The sequence below is a fragment of the Brevibacillus migulae genome (assembly GCF_004521915.1).
GTDB classification, from domain to species: domain Bacteria; phylum Bacillota; class Bacilli; order Brevibacillales; family Brevibacillaceae; genus Brevibacillus_F; species Brevibacillus_F migulae.
This window is the reverse complement of record NZ_SDKD01000001.1, coordinates 88,903-108,228: the sequence shown is the minus strand read 5'-3', so window position 1 is coordinate 108,228 and position 19,326 is coordinate 88,903. Positions and strand designations below refer to the sequence as shown.

Here is a 19,326-nt window from a genome sequence, read left to right as displayed (position 1 = left end):
CCCCTTTTCACACTTTCTCCTGTCCAAGCTTCACGAGGTCATCGAAAAATGAAATAGATCCTGCATAATGAGTGCGGCAGCTCCCTTCAAATGAATCTCCTCCCCAAAGGAAGCCGGTTGAATCAGCAACCCCTCTGTCAAAATCTCCATGGCTCCTGTCAGCACCACCTCTCTCACCTGATCCAGCATCGCTTCATTCTTGTGCGAAAGATTTCCGCCCAGGATGATGACTTCCGGGTTGAACAAGTTCACCAAATTCACGATGCCTGCTCCCAAGTAAGCAGCCACTTCCTTCATAATCCCCGTCGCCAATTCATCTTGCTGCTCCAGCGCTCGCAGAAAGGTATTGATTGTAATCTGCGTGATGTCACCGTTCGCCATATCCATGATCGTCGACTGCTTTCCCCGCGCATGGGCCGAGACGATCCGTGAGAAGATCGCGGGCCAGCTGACGTAGTTTTCAAAGCAGCCTACATTTCCGCAATCACACAGGGAACCGCTCCGGTCAATGCTGGTATGGCCGAATTCCCCCGCTCCTCCATGTGTCCCCCTCAGGATCGCGCCATTTACGACGACACCGGTGCCAAGTCCATCGCCAATCGTAATGTAGATGAGGTTTTTGTGATGCTGAAAGGACCCGAAATGGAGCTCGGCAAGCGCCATCGCATTGGCATCATTGTCGATCCATACGGTCAAACCTGTCCGCTCCTCCATCCTTTCCTTCAGGCGGACGTCTTTCAGGCGCAGCTTGGCGTTGTACCGGATCACGCCGTTTTTCGCATCGATGATGCCCGGCACGATCGCCGCGATCCCGATGCATGCCGCCAGATCCTCATAGTGCTGCATGAATTGCTCGATGGCATCCAGCACGAAGGCTATAATCTCATCACCTGTCTTTCCATTGGATGGAAGATCCACCCTTCGTCTTACTTCTGCATCCAGATTCATTTCCGCGATGGTGACCCGGGAATTGTCAATTGACACACCGATGAGAAAGCGGTGGTTCGGAGAAAACTGCACCAGGATCGGCTTCCTGCCGCCGTTTGACACTCCGGTGCCATTTTCAATCACATACCCGTCTTTGAGCAGATCGTTTACTGCGGAAGTGACGGTTGTCGGGCTAATCGACAGCAGCTTGGCAATGTCACTGCGTGAGATGGGGCCGTTTTTTCGAATGGTATGGAGAATTACATGCCGGTTAAGCTCTTGCATCAGTTTCTGGTCACCAGTCCTCGTCATCCTCTAACAACCTTTCACTGCGTCTGTTGAGACCAATATATGCGACTTCCTTTTTCCAATGACTTTATTTATTCGGAACCGAAAAACGGTTTGTGCAAACATAGTGGTGGGGGAAGGGAAGACCGGGCGGGGCTGCGAAGTTGCCACACCCGCGAAGAAGCTTTGACTGTCCGGTTCCGCTTGCGAAAACGGGACGTCGCGCAAAAGGGTTCGAGGAAGCGGATTCACCCGTAGAGGTTGCGCTACAAGCATGTCCCGTTTTCGCAAGCTCCACCTCGGATGGTGTGACAAAAACTCCGCCCGTCCCGGTCTTCCCTTCCTCACGCGGCGGTTGCATTTTGTAAGCAATTACTTGGAAGTCCTGCATTCACAGAAGCTCCCTTGCGATCCCAACTTCCTGTCCTGCTTCTTGCATTTCACATTCAAAAGAAAGCTTCTGCTACGCAGGTGAGCATGTTCCGCAACGGAGCGCCTGCGGAGCCCGACCCAGCGGAGCAGGGAATCGCGGGAAACAGGGGTGCAAACTTGGCTAAGCTGCGAAGCGTGTACCACTTTTTGCACACCCCCGCGATTCTCTGCGGAGCGGACAGTCCCTACTCTCAGCGGGGCGTAGAATGAAGCGGAGTTGCGGAACATGCTCACCCCGCAACAGCACCGTTTTAGAACATAGCCAAGCTTTTTGTCCGAGCAAATAGGGATGAGAAGTTTAGAAATTCTGCTCCATAGAAAAAAGCTGTCAAACGGAAGGGACATTTCTGTACCTCCTTTGACAGCTCTTTATCCGCTTTTGCCTACACCTTGAACCAGCTTGCTTCTTGCTTTAACTGCTGTGCTCTCTCTTTCAGCGCCTCCGTCGAGGATGTGACTTCCTCGCTCGCCGCCACCTGATGATTTGTGGTCTCGACGATCTTCTGTGTCTGCTCGGAAGCCTTGCTGAATACAGAAGCGGTCTGCTCAGCCGAAGCAGTCAGCTCTTCTACGCTGGCTGACATTTGCTCGGTGATTGCCGATACCTCCTGCACCTGTTCGTTGATTTCACCCATGGAGCGGACGATTTGCTCGAAAGCTCCGCCAGCTTCGCGTACGATCACGGTTCCTTCGCTGACGTCTCCCGCCAGCGCTTGAATTGCTTCTACCGCGTGGGCTGTATCCGCCTGGATCTTTTCCACCAGAGAGGCGATATGACGGGCAGAGCGATCCGATTGCTCGGCGAGATTGCGCACCTCGTCCGCCACGACGGCGAAACCTCGGCCATATTCGCCGGCCCGTGCAGCTTCGATAGCGGCATTCAACGCCAATAAATTCGTTTGCGACGCGATTTCGCTGATGAGGCCAACCACCTGTTGGATCTCCTTGGAGCTATCCCCCAGCTGTGAAACGACGACCGCAGACCCTTCCATTGCCTCATTGATCAAGCTCATCTGACTGGCAGCGCGCACGATGGACGCATTTCCCTCACGCGCATCCTGCTCTGCGACCAATGACGCTTCTGCCAGCGTTGCCGTCGATTCGGCCACGCGCTGGATGCCTGCTGACATCTCTTCCATGGCTTTGGCGCTGTCCATTGCACCTGTGACCGCCGTTTCCGATCCTGCCGCGATTTCTTGCATGGAGAGGGCGATATCATTGCTTGCTTGCAGCGTCTCCTTGGCATGCTCATTCAAACGGACGGAGGAGACGGAGACATGCTCCGCTGCCTCATTGACGCTTTTCACGATCTCCCGCAGCTTTTTGCGCATCTCATTAAAGTTCGCCGCCAGCTCTCCGAGTTCATCGCGGCTTTTCAAGTGGATATCCGCCATGCCCAGATCGCCCCCTGCCACAGCTTTCACATGACGCACTACCTCGCGCAGCGGATTGCGGATATTGCGGGCGAGGTAATAGGCCAGCAGCATGCTGAGTACGACGGCAACCACGTTAAACACCAGCGTATTGCGCGTCCCGTTCTCATGCATCACCGCGGCTTGTTGGGTCGCTGCCGCTGCCCCCTCATTGCTCAGCTTGACCAGTGTGGCGATATAGCCTTCCATGACCTGGAACATGGTGTCCGCTTCGATGAGCATTGCCTGCGCACCGGCTTGATCCGTTTGCTGGACGATTGCCTGATGGATCTGCTGATAGTTTTTCCATGCGCCTTTCAAGGACAAAAACCGTTTGCGTTCCTCTTCACTCATCGGGTTCTTTTCATAGACCGCGAATTCCTGATCGATTTGCTTCAGTGTTTCATCCATATCACTTGTGATGATGCCTTTTTTGCTCAGATCAGATGTCATGATGTATTGGAGTTCGAGCGTGAAAAAATGCTCTGCATAATACTTGATATGCAAAATGGAGGTACTTTTCGGCAGCCAGCTCTCATTAATCTCGACAGCCTTGCGGTTAATGCCTTCTTGCGCGTTGTAGCTGATGAAGCCAAAAGCAGCCATGATCAGTAGAATACAGATAAATGCGCCATACAGCTTTACTCCGACCGTTTGTTTCATGGATTCACATCCCAATCTTGTGATGGTGAACGCGCGAAAAAGCACCTGCAAACGGGTGCTTTTTTCACGTGTCCGTGGTAAACTTTATTGCGCTTTTTTCGTTGCCTGAGTGTGATTTTTGCCGATATCTTGCTCGTTTTTCGGCAGGTTATAGATCGTGTCAAGCAAATCATCCACCTCGGCGCGTTGCTGTGCCTTCGTCGTGTCGTCCCAGTCGAGCAATTGCCCCATCAAGCGAATGACAGCTTCAGCCTTCGCTGCTGCCTTCGCCGGATGGAAATACGTCCAGCCGGTGCGCAGACGCAGGAAATCCACCGCTCTGGCGGTCATCTCTTCCACGACGGAATAGTGAAGCTGTGCCTGCAGCAGTTGCTCTTCACCGTACATCTGGCCGCTGGCTGGCTTGGCTTTCAGTCGATCGTAGATTTTTTGGGTATTGGTTCCATACGTATCGATCCATTCTTGAGCGGCCTGCGCTTCCACGCCCAAGGCAATTCCTTGCTGCAAAAGCTGCTTTTTGCAGTCCCCATAGGCAGCGTGTCCCAACCGCTCGCCCCCGCTGATGATTACTTTATCGGTCGCGCATTCCGGATAGCGTTTGCCATTGTTTTGCGAGAGCTGCGCGGCCACCAGATCGACCACTTTTTCCGCCATTTTGCGGAAGCCGGTCAGCTTCCCGCCCGCGATCGTGATCAAGCCGGAATCGGACACGAAGATCTCATCTTTACGGGACAATTCGGATGGACCCTTGCCCTCTTCGTAAATCAGCGGACGCAGCCCGGCCCAGTGGGAAATCACGTCTGTCACGCCCAGCCTCACTTCCGGGAACATCGCATTGACGGCCCCCAGCAGATAATCGCGGTCCTCTTCGGTCGTCCTAGGCTGGTCGATGTCCAGCTGGTAGGCGGTGTCAGTGGTCCCGATATACGTGATGTTGCCGCGTGGAATCACGAATACCATCCGGCCATCCGGCGTATCGAAATAGGCCGACTGCTTCACCGGAAGCTTCTCGCCCGCAACCACCAGGTGAACCCCTTTTGTCAGGAAGAGACGCTTGCCCTTCAAGGAACCATCTTTTTCCCGAATGCCGTCCACCCAAGGGCCGGCCGCATTGACGATATGCTTGGCATATAGCTCATGCGATTCCCCGGTGAGGCGATCTGTCACCTTGATGCCGACTGCTTTTTTGTCCCGATAGATGAATTCTTCCATCTGTGCATAGTTGACGATATGCGCCCCTTGGCTCCATGCCGTTTTCATGATATCCAGTGTCAAGCGCGCATCATCCGTGCGGTACTCAAAATACAAGCCGGAGCCTTTCAATCCTTCTCGCTTCAACAAGGGCTCATGCGAAAGCGTCTCTTCGCGATTGAGCATTTTTCTGCGCTCTTTTCTTTCGACGCCTGCCAGCCAGTCATACACGTACAAGCCGACGGAGGAAGCGAGATAGCCGTAGGTTCCTCCCTTGTAAATCGGCAGCAGCATCGGTGCGGCGATGACGAGATGCGGCGCATTTTTGTAGAGGATCGCCCGCTCCCGGCCTACTTCCTGCACCAGCTTGACATCCCCTTGCTTGAGATAACGAAGGCCTCCATGTATGAGCTTCGTGGAACGGCTGCTTGTGCCTGAGCCGAAATCGTTTCGTTCGATCACGCCGACCGACAACCCGCGCAAACTGGCGTCCAGCGCGATTCCCGCTCCCGTAATCCCCCCGCCGATGACCAGCAAATCAAGCTCTTGCGCTTTCATGTCGGTCAATACGCGCTTGCGGTTCAATGCAGAAAATGATGGTTTCACAGTCGCTCTCCCTTTCTTTGCAGACACAAAAACCCCAATGGAAAAGAACAACTTGATGCTCCCAAGTTGTTGCTCTTCCAAAGGGGTTTCTCCTGATCTCTTCCCTATTGAAAATGCGATTTATTCCTTATGCCACAATTCACTGGTACCGACGGAGACCGCCAGCGCTCCTGCTTCCAGTGCATCCGCGATCTCTTTCCTGTTTCCAATCAAGCCGCCGGCAATAATCGGCAAAGGGGTCAGATCGGTCATTTCCTGTATCACGCGCGGCATCACGCCCGGCATGACCTCGACCGCATCCGGCAGACTTTGCTCGATCACTTTGAGCCCTTTGACGATTGCATTCCGATCGATCAGAAAAATGCGTTGAATGGCCATCAAACCCATCTCTTTGGCAACGCGGATCAGATTGCTGCGGGTCGAGATGATCCCCGTGGGCCCTACATTTTTGGCTACATAGGCCACACCGCTCTTATCCGCCGCAATCCCCTCGATGAACTCCATGTGCAAAAAGACATGCTTGTTGGCTGCTTTGATTCGGTCGACCAGCTCCTTTATGTTAAAAATGGAGCCCGTCAGCAAAAATATGATGTTTACATTGCTTTTCAGCGCATCGTCGAGATATTGCTCGGATTGCACAGCAGCAATCGTCTGGCACTCAACCAGATCTACTATAGGATACATATGTTACCTCCGCGTCTGATGCTTGATGATGCTTCTATTATATCAGATGGGCCTAGAGGTTCACGATTTCTTTGATGCTATTCAGAATATACTTGGGCTTGTGTACGCTGGCTTCTGCCATCTCCCGCGTACTGATCCCGGTAAGGACCAATACGGAGTTCATGCCCGTGTCATTTCCCATTTTGATATCGGTTTCCAGACGGTCGCCGACCATGTAGCAGGACGCATGGTCCAGGCCGAGATGGGCGACCGCCGCTTCCGCCGAGATCGGGGATGGCTTGCCGACAACCAGATCGATCGGTTTTCCTGTCAATGCTTCCAATGCCCCGATAAAGGCGCCCGTGTCCGGGATCTGCCCATCTTCCATTGGGCAAGTCAGATCCGGATTCGAAGCGATGACAATCGCCCCGCGAATCGCCGCCTGGTACAGATCATTGAGCTTGTCATAAGTAAACTGACGATCCCAGGAAAGCACGACATACTGGGCATCCATCGGGTTATCCGTCATCACGATATCATGCTCGCGCAGCTCGTCACGAATCGGCGCCTCACCGATGACAAGCACACGGTCGGTCGGCTTGCATACTTTTTGCAAATAGCGAGCGACGATCAAGGAAGAATTCAAGACGTCTTCAATATTTGTCGGAATCCCCATCTTTGTCAGCTTATGCGCATAGGAACGGCGGGTGGCTATCGGTTTGTTGGAGAGAAAGACGACCTTATCCCCTCGCTCGCGCAGCGCCCGAATGGCCTCCACTGCGCCATCTATCAATTGCTCCCCCAAATAGACCGTGCCATCGAGATCAAAGATGAACCCTTTCATACCGTTTCTCCCCTCTACTCTCTCTACGCTGATTAGTACAGCTGGTCTTTGGTTATCTTTTTGGCGAGCGCCTGCAGGATCACCACGATGACGATGATCAAAATCGCCATGGCGCATGCTGTATAATATTCACCGCGCAGCAGGTTTTGGAACACTGCGAGACTCATCGGCGCCCAGTCGGTCGGAGCTAGCAAGATCGAGATGCTCGCTTCCTTAATGACCGTGACGAAGACCAGAATCGCCCCCGCTGCGATCCCTGGCAGCATCAGTGGCCCAATGACGGTAATGGCTGCAACCAGAGAAGACGCACCCAGACTGACGGCCGCTTCCTCAATATCTTTGCGGATGGCCATCATCGAGCTCATCGTCGAGCGAATCATATAGGGCATGCGGCGGATCGTATAGGCGATGATCAAGAGCAAAGCGGTACCAGTCAAGTGGAGCGGTGCCGTATTGAAGGTCTGAATCAATGCGATTCCGAGCGCAATCCCCGGTACAATCAGCGGAATGGAGGAAACGAAATCCAGTCCCGAAGCACCGCGGCGGACTACGAAATAGGAGACGAATGTCGAAATGATCACACTGATCACCAGCGTTCCGCCAGCCAACAGCATACTGTTCATGATGTTTTTGCCTGAGGTGCTGAAAATCGTCTTATAGTGATCGAGCGTATAGCCATCCGGCAAAGCATGATGGCCCCAAGTCGTTGCTACAGAAGAGAGGAACACGGATCCTACAGCCAAAAGCGGAACGAGCATGACCAATGCGGTATACGCCGTCAGCACGGAGACCGCACCTTTGTGATCGTTCAGCTTTTGCTTGGTCGGTTTTCCGGAAATGGTTCCATACTCTTTGCCTTTGATCACCATGCGCTGCAGCCAGAAGAAGAACGCTGCGACAATCAGCATGATGATGGTCAACACTGCAGAACCAGCCCAGTTGAAAAAGCCGGCGATTTCGCGGTACGCTTCCACAACGATCAGGTTGAGATCTTTTGGAGCCAAAATGATCGGTGTCCCGAAGTCGGAAAAGCTGACCGTAAAGATCAAGAGCATGCTGGAGATGATCCCCGGCATCGCCAATGGCAGGGTTACGCGCATAAACGTGTACCAGCTCTTCGCGCCCAGGTTTTGCGAAGCTTCTTCCAACGTCACATCGCAAATTTTAAACGCAGCCACCATCGGCCACAGCGCGTATGGAAAGAAGAAGAACACTTGCACCAAGACAATCCCCATCATGGATTGAACATCGAAGAGCACGCCTTCTCCGCCCAATGCTTGATAAATGTGATTCACCCAGCCTGTTTTCCCGAACATCAAGACAAAGGCATAGGACGAAATAAAGGTCGGCATGATCAGCGGGATCGTGCAGATCGCTGCAAAAAACGGTTTAAACGGCATTTTGGTGCGCGCAAAGGCGTAGGCAATCGGCAAGACGACAATCGTCACGAGAAGCGCGACACCAACCCCCAGCTTCAAGCTGTTCACCAATGCTTCAAAGTATCCGCTGCCTCCGGTGAAGATGGATGTATAAGCTTCCACCGAAACATTGGACAGCTTTTTAAGCGTGGAACTCAGTATCTTTTCATTGGTCAAGCTGCCAAACAGGTTGACAGGCTCTCCTGTAAAGCTGACCAGTAAAATCGAGAACAACGGGATGATCAAGAATACGAAGAAAAAGAGATAAATAATCCACTTTAAGACGTCAAATCCGTCAAACCGGAGAGAGAGTCGCTTTTTCATATGATCACCACGCGACTTGGATCAATCTCCAGTTTCACCTTTGTTCCCGGCTCCAACAACGGATTGCCCGCTTCAAAGATAGTGTCCACCTCAAACTGGAGATCGCCCACTTTTACATCATAGCGAATGGTAGGGCCAAGGTAGGTAGAGAGCTCAATGGTTCCATCCAAAATATTATCCGTGCTGTCTGTTGCATCCCCGGTAAACAGGCGAACGCTTTCCGGACGGATAATAACCTCTACGTCTTTCTTTTTTGCAGGGAACGAAGAGCGCAGCAAACGATTGCCGCCAATCTCAATCAAGGTCTCGCCCACATCATTGGTCTCTTTCACCGATCCTTGCAGAATGTTCGAGGAGCCTACGAAATCAGCTACGAAACGGGACACCGGATTGCTGTACAAAGCGGTTGGTGTATCGACCTGCACCAGTTTGCCTCCGTGCATGACAGCCACGCGGTCCGCCATGCTCATGGCTTCTTCCTGGTCATGTGTGACGAAGATGGTGGTGATGCCCACTTTTTGTTGAATCTGACGGATGGTCACACGCATCACATTGCGCAGCTTTTTGTCCAGGTTGGAGAGTGGTTCATCCATCAGCAATACCGCAGGCTCCATGACAAGGGCACGCGCCAGCGCCACACGCTGCTGTTGACCGCCGGAGAGCTGTCCTGGCAGGCGATCAGCCAAATGTCCGAGCTCTACGAAATCCAGGGAATCACGAACCTTCTTCTCGGTTTCCCGATCCAGCTTGCCGAGCTTGCTGTTGAGCAAGTGAGCCAGCGTCGCAATCTTGGTGCCCATGCCGCCTTGGTAGAAGCGGCGAATGTTCAGGCTGTAAGCCACGTTCTCAAACACGCTCAAATGCGGGAACAACGCATAGCTTTGGAACACCATGCCGCAATTTCTCTGATTTGCCGGAATATTGCTAACATCTTTGTCGCCGATATAGATCTTTCCGGAAGTAGGTGTCTCAAATCCGGCAACACAGCGCATCGTGGTCGTTTTTCCGCAGCCCGAAGGCCCCAGGAGGGCGAAGAACTCGCCTTCCCGGATTTCCAGATTGACATCTTCCAATGCGGTGTTTCCATTAAATACTTTGTTTAAATGCTCAATTCTGACTGACCCCATGGAAGAGCCTCCCTTATTGGAATTTTTGACGCCATTCGTTACGTACACGGTCGTAGTTTTGGTTTACCCAATCAACATCCAGTTCCTGCGCGTGTGGGATGACCTTTTCCAAAGTAAGAGGCGTTTTCGTTTCTACGCCTTTCATGATTGGAATATGGTACCAGTTCGCCAAGGTTTGCTGTCCTTCTTTGGAAAGCAGGTAGTCGATCATCGCTTTTCCGCCTTCCGGATTTGGACCGTTTTCTACGAGGGATACAGGGTTTACGATGACAGGCGTTTTGTCCGGCACGATAAAGTCTACTTTCTCACCTTTTGCTTTCATTTCGTACGCCATGAAGTCAAAGGCAATCCCGATATGCGCTTCGCCTTTTGCAACCGCTTTCGTAGGAGCGGAACCGGAATCAGGCAGTGCGCTCATTTGATCCACCAGTTTCTTGAAATATTCCCAGCCTGGCTCTTCGCCTTTCTCCATCAGCTTGCTAAGTACGAGGAGCGTAGCGGTGCCCGATGCTGCAGGGTTTGGCATTTGAATTTTGCCTTTCCATTTTGGATCCAACAGGTCGTCCCATGTTTTCGGCGCGTCTTCTGGCTTCACCAGATCCGTATTGTAAACAAAACCAAGAACGAATACTTCAGTTCCGATCCATTTCCAGTCTTTGTCGCGGACTTTGATGCCGTCTTGTACTTCTGGCCAATCTTTGATTGCTTCAGGCGTATAAGGAGTAATGATGCCTTTATCTTTTGCGGATTCAAAAGTCAGGAAGCCGCCGCCGCCATACCAGAGGTCGGCCATCGGGCTGTCCTTCTCCGCGATCATGCGGTTTACGAGTACGTTTGTCCCTGCATATTGCACGTTTACAGAGGCACCTGGATTCGCTTTTTCAAAGTTTTGTCCGATTTCTTTGGTCATGTCAGGCGTTTCAGGCGAATAGAACGCGATCGCGCCAAGTTCCTTTTTCGCTGCCGCGCCGCCCTCCGCACTGCCTCCAGTCGATGGTGCTGTGCTTTCGGAAGACCCGCAGCCAGCCAGCATGACGGAGGTGAGCAGGGTCGCCGTCGCTACCACATTGAGCCATTTTCTCTTTTTCATTTGGTCAGACTCCTCTCTATTTATAGAAAAGCGCAAGTGATACTAGCTTCTCGGTTTCTCCATACGCATAAAGACAAAAAGAAAACCCTTCGACGCATAAACACACTCCTCCCGTGAAGGAATGTATTTACGGGTAAGGGTTTTCTCCATTTTCTCCGCCTAACCGTATATCGAAACATGTGAAGTTGATCACTTTTTTTCGATTATACTAGACTGTTGCAAATTTTGTCAATGAAAGTGCTTCCATTTTTGAAAATTTATCGAATTATGTCGGATGATTCTTCCTTTTTTCCCTGTTCTGCGCTTGCGAAACCATTTATCTTAAGATAGTAAAGAATTACATTGGGAAAAGAGTGATGAAATGAGAATTGCAATGACGCTTATTTTGACTAGCATCTCTTCCATGCTGGTCGTATTCGGCTATATCCCCTCGAGGTACTCCGCTGTCATCAAGCGAATTGGCTGGAGCTCGTATGCGCTTACCTTTCTGATATCGCTCCTCTGCCATTGGTATTTTCGAGCCAATTTTGGGTTTCCCTTAAAGCCCTCGGTCCAGGAAACCACCATTACCTTGATCATCGTTTCCGTTTTTGGCGCAATCTTTCTGCTATGCGGAATCATCGCCCACTTTCTGAATCGCGGTGTCCCTTCTTCCGGTTACAATCCGAAAGCAACGTTCTTGGCTATCCTGGTCCTATGGCTGCATATTTTCTTGTTCATGGCGGTGTATATCCCCCTTGGGCAGAAGTGGGAATACGCCAGTACATTTGATCGAGCGGAGAGGGTTTTTTCCAAGAGTGAACCCGCCAAGGATCATCCCGTGCGCGTGGAGTTGGTTTATGCGACCAAGGAGCCCTGCAGCCGTTGTTCCAACCGCGATTATCTCAATCTGTTCATGGTAAAGAATGATGGTGATCAAGCAGTGGACGTCAAAGTGAAACTGTATGCGTATGATGCCGACAAAGAGCCGCTGACGCAGGGTGAATCTCCCGTGATTACCGTCCCGCCGGGGGGAATCCGGCAGATCGCGACGGATAAGACCAACATGGAAAGCAGCATCTGGAATCAATGGACTTTTCGAACCGATGAACCGATCGGCTTTTATCGCTATGAGCTGCTGAACTGAATCGTTCTAATCCTGGATATTTCTATTAACGTAATTTCCCATAAATGGTATGATGAATGTGAGTTCTCCTTTTTCACTGAGAACTCCATTTTTATTGTTACGGGAGGTTTTCGAACATGTACGTATTGAAATGCTGCGTTGCATTAAATCCAGCAAAGGGGGCGATCTTCGATGAACCATAGTACTCACCATCCTTTGCGCAAACGGCTGGTCGAACAATTGGTGTTTCTGGATGAAAATCGCTTTGAGCTTCAAGACATGTACGCAGCCACGGTGCCGCCTCTGGACCGTGACCAACAGTTTTTTACGAAGTATGCTGCTACTGTAGAGAGGTTTTTGTCTACGTTTGACCCACTTGAACATGCATCTCCTACGCATGTGTTGATCGGCAGCCAAGTATCGATCTTCTATGAAGAGGACTTCATGACGGACGACTTCACGATATGTTTGCCGGAGCAATCCGATCCGGACAAGGGATATATCTCTTTCATGTCACCCGTTGGCAGGCAGCTGCTGCTGAGAGAAAAGGACGAGAAGGTGGTCTTGTTGACACCGAATGGCGCAATCCATGCCGTGGTCAAGAGCATCGGCTTCAATTACAGTCTATAAAGCGCATTGGAACTCAGATGGTATGCCGATTGCGCATGAATTGCCCGAGACGGCGTAACGTCTCGGGCCTTTTTGCTACATGGAAGTCATTTCTTCCCTCTTCGCCATTGGGCAGGGAGCAATCCGTCAGGGATCGACCGACAAGACCGGAGCCACCTGACACGAGCCCTGCATTTCTGCATTAATCCATCGTCAGCACAATGCGGCCGTTGATTTGGCCTTTTTGCATACGGTCGAACACTTCATTGATCTTTTCGAGGGGTTGCGTTTCGATGATTGCCTTTACTTTCCCCTTGGCGGCAAAATCGAGCGCTTCCTGCATATCCTTCCTCGTCCCGACAATCGAGCCTTTTACCGTCACGCCATTGAGAACGGTTTCAAAAATGGGGATGGGCAGCTCCTCATTAGGCAAGCCAACCACGACAAGGGAGCCGCCCCTTCTCACGGATTGATAGGCCTGCTCAAATGCTTTTTTGGTCACAGCCACACTGATCGCAGCATGCGCTCCGCCGATTTCACTCTGGATGAATGAGGCGGGATCGGTTTCTTTGCCGTTTACGGTCAGATCAGCTCCCAACTCCTTGGCCAAAGCCAGTTTGTCATCCTGGATATCCACCGCTGCTACATAATAGCCCATTGCTTTTGCATATTGGAGCGCTACGTGTCCCAATCCGCCGATGCCATAGATGGCTACCCATTCACCAGGTTTGATGTCAGCCACCTTCAGCGCTTTGTACGTCGTGACACCCGCGCACAAGATCGGTGCCGCCTCCACATCGCTCAACCTATCCGGAATTCTCGCTACATAAGCCGCTGGAGCGACGCAGTATTCGGCATAGCCGCCATCTGCCGAATAGCCCCCATTCAATTGCTGCTTGCACAGCGTCTCCCAGCCCGTCAAGCAGTACTCACACTCTCCGCAGGCTGAAAACAGCCAGGGAATGCCTACGCGGTCTCCGATCTTCAGACTCGTGACCCCTTCTCCCAATTTTTCGACCACCCCCACCCCTTCGTGTCCGGGAATGAGGGGCAGCTTCGGTTTGACCGGCCAATCGCCATGCGCCGCATGCAAGTCGGTATGACAGACGCCGCAGGTTTTCATTTTGACCAGCACCTGACCGTGTCCGACCTCAGGAACAGGCACTTCCTTCACTTCCAGCTTTTGATGAAATTCAGATACAACAGCTGCTTTCATCTCAATGGCCTCCCTAAAAATTGATTTTTGGATTACAGCCTCTCTCATAAGCAAGCTTCATACCAACGGCGAGGATTGATCCCGTCAACACTCCGCTCGATTATCCAGCCGATTTTTCGGCTCCTGTGGACGAAAAGACGGCCAATGGGCCAAATGATTGGCTGGGTAGGGAAATGAACGTCCCGTGCGGAATACTTGAATCAGGCACAAAGGAGGGGATTTTATGCAAATTTCCAAATTTATGACACCCGAGATTATCTTTGGTCAACAAGCCATCTCGCAGGTTGGAGAAAGTCTACGCAGACTGGGGGCTTCACGCGTGTTTTTGGTGAGCGACGCGGGCGTTGCCTCTGCTGGCTGGGTCGAGCGAGTCATAGATTATCTGGATGCAGCCCACTTGGACTATCATCTATGGATGGAGGTGACCCCCAATCCGAAAGATCATGAGATCCATGCCGGCGTCGAAGCCTATCACCAATTCGGTGGAAACGCGATTCTCGGTGTCGGGGGCGGCAGTGCGATCGATGCCGCGAAAGCAGTCGCGCTTCTCGCCACAAATGGCGGTCGGATCCACCAATATGAAGGAGTCGATCACATTTCCCGTCCCTTGCCGCCCATGGTGATGGTTCCCACCACGGCAGGGGCAGGCTCGGAAGTGTCTCAATTTTCCATCATTGCCGACACCGAGCGAAAAATGAAAATGACGATCATCTCCAAATCATTGATACCGGACATCGCCATTATCGATCCGCAAACGTTAACGACCATGGACAAGCTCTTGACGGCGAATACCGGCATGGACGCATTGACCCATGCCATTGAATCCTATCTGTCACTGGCGGCCACTCCCCTGACAGAGGTCTACTCCCTGCAGGCCATGCGGCTCATCTCCCAATATTTGCGACCCTCCGCCGCGAGTCGCTTTAATGTGGAAGCCAAGCAGGCGATGGCGATGGCCAGTCTGCAAGCCGGCATCGCTTTCTCGAATGCGATCCTGGGGGCCGTACACGCCATGTCCCACCAGCTTGGCGGTTTATTGGACCTTCCCCACGGCGAAGTCAATGCGATTCTGCTTCCCTATGTGTTGGAACACAATTACATTGCCGCACCCGAGCGTTATCAAAAGATAGCGGAAGCGCTCGGCGAAAATACAGCGGGACTCAGCATGCACGACTCCTCTCGCTTAGCCTTGAAAGCGGTCAAGGAGTTGGCAAGAGACCTGGATATCCCGCAATCCTTGTCTTCCCTTGGCTTGCATGCCGATCAGATTGAGGCATTGAGCAAGCATGCGCTATTGGATGTATGTATGGCCACAAATCCCCGCGACATGAGCATCGCGGATGTGGCCGCGCTTTTCCGCAAAGCCCTGTAGGAGGATGTGTCTATGGAGAATAAACAGGAAATCCTCCAAAAGCTAACCGGCATTCATTCTTCCCGAAAAAGCTACTATACCGAGTTGAATACGCTAGTCGAAGAAATGAAGAAAAAGAACAAGCAGCTGGAAGTCATCAACGAACTGACCAAAATACAAGTCAATGCAACCTGGCCGGAAGTCAGCCACTCGATCGCCTCTTCATTATCGCAGCTATTTTGTTTTCAGCGATTTGCGCTTACGCTGGTGAAAGGCCCCACGTTTTCCTCCTACGTCTCCGCATGCAGGGAGGGAAAATGGCACTGCCAAACGCTTACACAGCAGCTGCTTCCCGGATCACCCCCTCAGGTTGGAGATGTGGAAGAACGCTTGCGAGACTCCTTTCCTGGTTTTCGCTTCCTATCCGTTGCATTACGCAGCCACCTCAATCAAACATTCGGATTTCTTACGCTGTTGCTCGATGCCGGACAGCCTGGCAACCCGGAAGAGCGGATCCTATTCTCGCAAATCGCGGAGCATGTCGGCGTATCTGTGGAAAACATCATGCTCTACCAAGATGTATCCGAAAAGGTGAAAATCGAAGCTCAGCTGATCCAATCCGCCAAAATGGCAGCGGTCGGAGAGATGGCAGCTGGAATTGCCCATGAGCTAAACAGCCCGTTAACGGCGATCCTGGGCAACTCCCAGCTTTTGCTGCGAGAATTCCAATCGGGTCCGCTCCATCCGCTGCTCAAGGACATTCATCAATGCGGTGTCCGTTGCAAAAAGATCATCCAAAATCTGCTTACGTTTTCCAGACAGGAAGAATATCAATTCGAATGTTTATCGATCAATGAATTGATCCATGACGTGCTCAGTCTGATCGGTTATCAAATTACGGTATCCGGCATCACAATCACCAAGGAGCTCACTGCCTCCCCTTTGTTCTTTCGGGGGAGCCGGCACCAGATTGAACAGATCCTGATCAACTTGCTGCTCAATGCGCGAGATGCGCTGGTCGGGACACCCGCTCCCGCGATCGTGCTCAAGACGTTTTCCGCGGAGCAAGAGGGCATTGCTTATGCAGCATTCTCGATCACCGATAACGGCCAAGGAATCCCCCCCGATCATCTCTCTCAAATCTTCCAGCCCTTTTTCACGACGAAAACAAGCACAAAAGGAACAGGACTGGGGTTATCCGTCAGTTTGGGCATCGCGCAAGCACACGGCGGTCAATTGTTGGCCAGGAGTCAGGTTGGCCATTTCAGCACCTTTACCCTGTTATTACCACTAGTCATACCGGAGGAGATAGCAGATGCAAACCAAGCATGTATTGATCGTCGATGACGAGCAGGAGGTCACGTCCTTCTTTACTTATTATCTGCAGCGGAAGCAGTGCTGCGTCACCGTCGCCAATTCCGGCAGAGAGGCAGAAAGACTGATTGCCGCGGAGGGAAAACAATTCCAAGCAGCGTTCATTGACTTGAAGCTGCCCGATGCAAACGGCTTGGATTTGATGGCCAAGCTGCACGCCGCCCATCCTGACTGCTCCGTGCTGATCATGACCGGATACAGCACCATCAAGTCGGCTGTGACCGCCATCCAACGGGGGGCGAAAGACTATTTGGAAAAGCCATTCGACAACTTGGACGATTTGGACAAGGTGATTGATCCACTGTTGGCCCATACGCTTCCTCCACAGGGCGACCTCGCCAAGGAGGCTCTCCCCTATGGAATCGTATATGCCCCAGGCAGTCCACTGGAAAAGGTTCTTGGGATTGCGCGGAAGCTCGCCCAAAAAGCGATTAATGTGTTGATTGAAGGGGAAACCGGAACCGGGAAGGAGCTGCTCGCCCGCTATATTCACGGAAACAGCCTCCGCTCGCAATCCCCGTTCGTTGCGCTCAACTGCGGAGCCGTACCGGAATCTTTGATGGAAAGCGAATTATTCGGCTATGAGAAAGGAGCCTTCACCGGCGCTGTTAAAGCCCGAAAAGGTTTTTTCGAACTGGCGGACAACGGCACCTTGTTTCTGGATGAAATCGGAGAGGCGCCCGCAAGCATCCAAGTCAAGCTGCTGCGTGCCTTGGAAACCGGCGAGTATATGAAAATTGGCGGGGAGCAGATGAGCAAAAGCAATATCCGCTTCATATCCGCGACCAATCGCTCTCTTGCCCACGAGGTCGAATGCAAGCGTTTCCGCGAGGATCTGCTCTACCGTCTGGAAGGTGTCAAACTCATGCTCCCCCCATTGCGTGAACGGGTTGGCGACATTCCCGTCCTATGCAGCTACTATCTGGCCAAAAAGTACGGCAACTTGCATCGGATCGACCCGGCAGCTATGGAGTGCTTGCAGCAGCACGAGTGGTCGGGCAATGTACGCCAGCTCCTCAATGTGCTCAACCAAACCATCGCCATCCATGATTGTCCGGTGCTCCAGCCCGAACATTTGCCAGAGGCGATCCGCAAAGGGCAGCGGTTCCCGCCTCATCCCCCGGCATCCGACCCCGCCGACACGCTTTCCAGCATCGAATATTCTTGCTCCCGGTTTGTCGAAACGATTGTGGAAAGTGCCGATGCCGCTCAAGATCTCGATTTCTCCCTGCTTATCAAACGGATCAAAAGCTTGGAGAGTGAAATCGGCCGCAGCATCATGGAGAAGGGCCTAGCCAAAACCAAAGGAAACCGCCAAGAGCTAAGTCAGCGATGGAAGATCAGCAAACGGATCATCCGCTATTACCTCAATGAAAAACAATCCTCCTCCCCGAGCCGAGATACGCTTGGTGGTTGAAGGCGAACCGCTCGAAGCGCTACAATTGATACAAAAGATAAGCGCCAATGTGCCCGGACAGTCGATCCAATGATCGGTTCATAGACGGATTGGTTTTTTCTTTTAAGCAAATAAGGAGGTTCTCATTCATGTTGAAAATAGGCTCACACGTCTCTTTCTCCGGCAAAGGGCTGCTCAACGCTGCCGAGGAAGCGGTCAGCTATGGCTCCACCTCATTCATGATCTATACGGGGGCACCGCAAAATACACGGCGCAAACCGATCGAAGACCAATTCATCGAGCAAGGCAAAGAAGTGATGGACAAGCATGGCATGACCGTTGACGAGATTGTCGTGCACGCACCGTACATCATTAATCTAGGCTCCTATAAGGACGACACCTATGAGCTCGCGGTTCGCTTTTTGCAAGAAGAGATTCGCCGGACCGACTACATCGGCGTGAAAAACATCGTCTTGCACCCGGGAGCTTTTACAGACAAGGATGCGGAATACGGGGTAGCCCGAATTGCGGAAGGGTTGAACGAGGTCCTCAATGGCGTGAAGGACACCAACGTCAATATCGCGCTGGAAACCATGGCGGGCAAAGGCTCGGAAGTCGGTCGCAGCTTTGAAGAAATCGCGGCGATCATGGAAAAAGTAGAGGACAACCGCAGACTCACCGTTTGCATGGACACCTGCCATATTCACGATGCCGGCTATGATATCGTCAATGATTTTGACGGCGTGCTCGAACAATTTGACCGGATCGTCGGCTTGGACCGCATTGCCGTCGTTCACCTGAATGACAGCAAGAGCTTGCTCGGCACCCGCAAAGACCGCCACGCCCCGATCGGTGCTGGCATGATCGGCTTCGACGCGATGCACTACATCGTGCACCATGAAAAAATCCGCCACCTGCCGCTCATTTTGGAAACACCATGGATCGGGAAAGAAAAAGGCAAGGAGCGTCCGATGTATGCGGCGGAAATCGCCTTGCTTCGCGGCGACCTGGAACAGCGTTTTGGCAGTGACTTCCTGAAGGATGTGGAGCAATTGACGTTCTTCTTCCGCAAGCAGGAGATTGATCGACGCGAGTTTGTCATCCGTACATGGGACGTGCTGAAAAACGACGCCAAAGCGAAGAAAGCGGATGGACGCGAGCCGATGGAGCGTCTGTACGATATGGTTGAGGAGGCCCAGCTGTTCGAAAGTCTTACGGAAGAGCAGATCAATCAACGACTGATCGCCTGGTTTGCGATCGGCAAGTAGCCTCATACAAAAAGAATGCCGG

Annotated in this window: 15 protein-coding genes; 6 read left to right on the top strand and 9 right to left on the bottom strand. The window is 52.2% G+C overall.

The genetic code is table 11. The annotated features are described in order from the left end of the window. Positions 1-30: 30 nt before the first annotated feature. From EIZ37_RS00545 to EIZ37_RS00510, 8 genes are all read right to left on the bottom strand, one after another. The gene (locus EIZ37_RS00545) at positions 31-1,239 is read right to left on the bottom strand and encodes an ROK family transcriptional regulator (RefSeq protein WP_134682603.1); all 1,209 of its coding nucleotides are present in this window, start codon (positions 1,237-1,239) and stop codon (positions 31-33) included. Between the two features lie 791 nt (positions 1,240-2,030). Further along, positions 2,031-3,722, bottom strand: coding sequence for a methyl-accepting chemotaxis protein (locus EIZ37_RS00540; protein ID WP_134682602.1), 1,692 nt, complete (start codon positions 3,720-3,722; stop codon positions 2,031-2,033). 84 nt (positions 3,723-3,806) lie between these two features. Beyond that, positions 3,807-5,519 carry a glycerol-3-phosphate dehydrogenase/oxidase gene (locus tag EIZ37_RS00535; protein ID WP_328591337.1) on the bottom strand — a complete coding sequence of 571 codons (1,713 nt, stop codon included), beginning with the start codon at positions 5,517-5,519 and terminating at the stop codon, positions 3,807-3,809. Between the two features lie 120 nt (positions 5,520-5,639). After that, a complete protein-coding gene (locus EIZ37_RS00530) occupies positions 5,640-6,203 on the bottom strand; it encodes a glycerol-3-phosphate responsive antiterminator (RefSeq protein WP_134682601.1) in 564 nt (187 codons plus the stop codon). Positions 6,204-6,255: 52 nt separating this feature from the next. Next, positions 6,256-7,026, bottom strand: coding sequence for an HAD-IIA family hydrolase (locus tag EIZ37_RS00525; RefSeq protein ID WP_134682600.1), 771 nt, complete (start codon positions 7,024-7,026; stop codon positions 6,256-6,258). 32 nt (positions 7,027-7,058) lie between these two features. Further along, the gene (locus EIZ37_RS00520; protein WP_134682599.1) at positions 7,059-8,768 is read right to left on the bottom strand and encodes an ABC transporter permease; all 1,710 of its coding nucleotides are present in this window, start codon (positions 8,766-8,768) and stop codon (positions 7,059-7,061) included. After that, the gene (locus tag EIZ37_RS00515) at positions 8,765-9,895 is read right to left on the bottom strand and encodes an ABC transporter ATP-binding protein (RefSeq protein ID WP_134682598.1); all 1,131 of its coding nucleotides are present in this window, start codon (positions 9,893-9,895) and stop codon (positions 8,765-8,767) included. Before EIZ37_RS00515 ends, EIZ37_RS00520 begins: the two co-directional genes overlap by 4 nt. Before the next feature lie 13 nt (positions 9,896-9,908). Continuing rightward, positions 9,909-10,985, bottom strand: coding sequence for an extracellular solute-binding protein (locus EIZ37_RS00510; RefSeq protein ID WP_134682597.1), 1,077 nt, complete (start codon positions 10,983-10,985; stop codon positions 9,909-9,911). A 361-nt stretch (positions 10,986-11,346) separates the two neighbouring features. Here EIZ37_RS00510 and EIZ37_RS00505 point away from each other — a divergent pair, with 361 nt between their 5' ends. After that, positions 11,347-12,111 carry a hypothetical protein gene (locus EIZ37_RS00505; RefSeq protein ID WP_134682596.1) on the top strand — a complete coding sequence of 255 codons (765 nt, stop codon included), beginning with the start codon at positions 11,347-11,349 and terminating at the stop codon, positions 12,109-12,111. Between the two features lie 171 nt (positions 12,112-12,282). Next, on the top strand, positions 12,283-12,720 hold the full coding sequence (locus EIZ37_RS00500; RefSeq protein ID WP_134682595.1) for a GreA/GreB family elongation factor: 438 nt from the start codon (positions 12,283-12,285) through the stop codon (positions 12,718-12,720). Positions 12,721-12,901: 181 nt separating this feature from the next. Here EIZ37_RS00500 and adhP read toward each other — a convergent pair whose 3' ends face one another. Next, a complete protein-coding gene (gene adhP, locus EIZ37_RS00495) occupies positions 12,902-13,915 on the bottom strand; it encodes an alcohol dehydrogenase AdhP (protein ID WP_134682594.1) in 1,014 nt (337 codons plus the stop codon). 223 nt (positions 13,916-14,138) lie between these two features. On the opposite strand from adhP, the gene EIZ37_RS00490 reads away from it, so the two are divergent. The 4 genes from EIZ37_RS00490 (at position 14,139) to EIZ37_RS00475 (ending at position 19,304) form a co-directional block, all read left to right on the top strand. Continuing rightward, a complete protein-coding gene (locus tag EIZ37_RS00490) occupies positions 14,139-15,287 on the top strand; it encodes an iron-containing alcohol dehydrogenase (protein WP_134682593.1) in 1,149 nt (382 codons plus the stop codon). A 12-nt stretch (positions 15,288-15,299) separates the two neighbouring features. Then, positions 15,300-16,613: a sensor histidine kinase gene (locus tag EIZ37_RS00485; protein WP_134682592.1), complete on the top strand. Its 1,314-nt coding sequence runs from the start codon at positions 15,300-15,302 to the stop codon at positions 16,611-16,613. Continuing rightward, positions 16,582-18,057 (top strand): sigma-54-dependent transcriptional regulator, encoded by a 1,476-nt coding sequence (locus tag EIZ37_RS00480; protein WP_134682591.1) that lies wholly within the window; start codon positions 16,582-16,584, stop codon positions 18,055-18,057. Before EIZ37_RS00485 ends, EIZ37_RS00480 begins: the two co-directional genes overlap by 32 nt. Positions 18,058-18,185: 128 nt before the next feature. Next, a complete protein-coding gene (locus EIZ37_RS00475; protein WP_134682590.1) occupies positions 18,186-19,304 on the top strand; it encodes a deoxyribonuclease IV in 1,119 nt (372 codons plus the stop codon). Positions 19,305-19,326 lie beyond the last annotated feature (22 nt).